The organism is Bacillus thermozeamaize (assembly GCA_002159075.1).
Classification (GTDB): domain Bacteria; phylum Bacillota; class Bacilli; order ZCTH02-B2; family ZCTH02-B2; genus Bacillus_BB; species Bacillus_BB thermozeamaize.
The window spans coordinates 1-2,132 of the sequence record LZRT01000016.1 but is presented as its reverse complement, the minus strand read 5'-3'; the positions used below and the strand labels follow the sequence as shown (position 1 = coordinate 2,132).

The window sequence follows — 2,132 nt, the reverse complement described above, 5'->3', positions numbered from 1 at the left end:
CTTATTCGTTTATCTTTGGGTTCAATTTTACAGTCGGCAACAGGATCAACTTTTCCGAATGTATCAAAGGAACAAATTTATAGTTGGTCTTGGGATTTGCCTCCTATTGAACAGCAAATGAGAATTGCCGAAATCCTCGGCTCCCTCGATGACAAAATCGAACTCAACCGCCGCATGAACGAAACGCTCGAACAGATGGCGATGGCGCTGTATAAGCATTGGTTTGTGGATTTCGGGCCGTTTCAGGATGAGGAGTTTGTTGAGAGTGAACTTGGAGAAATACCAAGTTCATGGAGAGTTGGACGTTTAGGAGACATAGTAAGTAAAATTAACAACAGCGAAAAAGCAGGAGAACATTTGGAAAATATACCTTATGTGCCAATAGACGAACTTTCATCAAAATCGTTGATGATCTCAGGCTATAAAAGTGGACTTGAAGCAAAAAGCAGTTTGATTAGATTTCAACGGAACGACATTTTGTTTGGTGCTATGAGACCGTATTTTCATAAAGTTTGCATTGCTCCTTTTGACGGGATTACCAGGAGCACTTGCTTTGTATTGCGCCCTAGAAAAAATCATTATTTCTCATTTTCAGTTTTATGCTTGTTTTCGGAGCAAACAGTAGCGTTTGCTACTGCAAATTCAAAAGGAAGTACCATACCTTATGCAGTTTGGGATGGCTCACTTGCAGATATGAAGATTTGTATTCCAGAAGATGAGGTTCTCAAAGAATTCGATATGATTGTGAGTCCAATGCTTGAACAAATAATCAGAAACTTTTATGAGATAAAGGCCCTTTCTGAAACAAGAGACTATTTACTTCCCCGTCTCCTGTCCGGAGAAATTGAGGTAAGGGAAGCCGAAGAACAGGTCGAGGAGGTGCTGGCACATGCCTAACGGCCTTTATGAATCGGATTTCGAAGAAACGACGATCGAGCGGCTGAAAAGCATCGGGTACGATTACCTGCACGCGATGAACCTGTTTGGCCGCTCGTCGCTGGGCGAAGTCGTGCTGCGCGACCGGTTGGAAACGTTCCTGAGGAAAACCTACCCCCGCATTCCCGTACAGCGCCTCCCGGCGCTTGTTGACCGGTTTACCGATCCGGACGGCGTGACGCCGCTGCAGCGGAACGAGCGGTTCCACGAAATGCTGACGAAGGGGATCGATTACTCCTGGGAAGAAAACGGGGAGCAGATGTTTCAGCATGTGTACCCCGTCAATTGGGACGAACCGGATGCCAACGATTTTCTCGTTGTGAACCAACTGCCCATCGAGGGAAGAATGGCGCGGCGCCCGGATCTTATCGTATTTGTGAACGGGCTGCCGATCGTTGTCTTTGAACTGAAAAGCCCCTACAGCGAGCAGGCGTCCATTGAGGACGCTTACACGCAAATCACCAACTATATCTATGACATCCCGCAACTGTTCACCTTTAACGCTTTTGCGGTGATTTCGGACGGAACCCAAACACTCCACGGCATGCCGGGGGCGCCGTTTGAGTATTATGCGGCGTGGAAGTCCATTGACGGCAGGGAAGTGGACAATACCCTCACCAATACGATGCGGACGCTCATCCAGGGGCTGTTCCCCAAGGAGAGGCTGCTTGATTATATCCGCAACTTCATTGTCTTCATGAAAGACGGCAAGAAGGAAGCGGTGAAGATCGGCGCCAAGTATCACCAATACTTCGGCGTCCGCTTTGCCGTCGAGCACGCCGTGCGCGCCACCCGCCCGGATGGCGACCGCAAGATCGGAGTGATCTGGCATGCGACGGGGTCGGGCAAGTCGCTGTCCATGCTCTTTTTTGCGGGAATCCTCATTCGGCACCCCGAGATGGACAACCCGACCATCGTCATTCAGGTGGACCGGACCGACCTGGACAATCAACTGTATGAGACATTTGTCAAGGGCGCATCGCTTGTCGGACATGTTCACCAGGCGGACAGCGCCGATGAACTGAGGGAACTGCTCCGCAACGAGGCGGGCCAGATCATCTTTACCACGATTGAGAAATTCCGCCTGAAAGAAGGCGAGGGGGCTTTTCCGGTCTGCTCCGAGCGCCGGAACATTGTGGTGGTTTCAGATGAAGCCCATCGCACCCAGTACAATTTTGAAGGATTCGCCGGCAACC

Annotated in this window: 1 protein-coding gene and 1 pseudogene; both read left to right on the top strand. The window is 49.9% G+C overall.

Going from position 1 to position 2,132, the window contains the following annotated elements; all coding sequences use genetic code 11:
* Positions 1-279: 279 nt before the first annotated feature.
* Positions 280-897, top strand: a complete 618-nt coding sequence (locus BAA01_12100) for a hypothetical protein (GenBank protein ID OUM90518.1) — start codon at positions 280-282, stop codon at positions 895-897.
* A pseudogene (locus BAA01_12095) lies at positions 890-2,132 on the top strand (deoxyribonuclease HsdR). The gene BAA01_12100 and the pseudogene BAA01_12095 overlap by 8 nt, the downstream one beginning before the upstream one ends.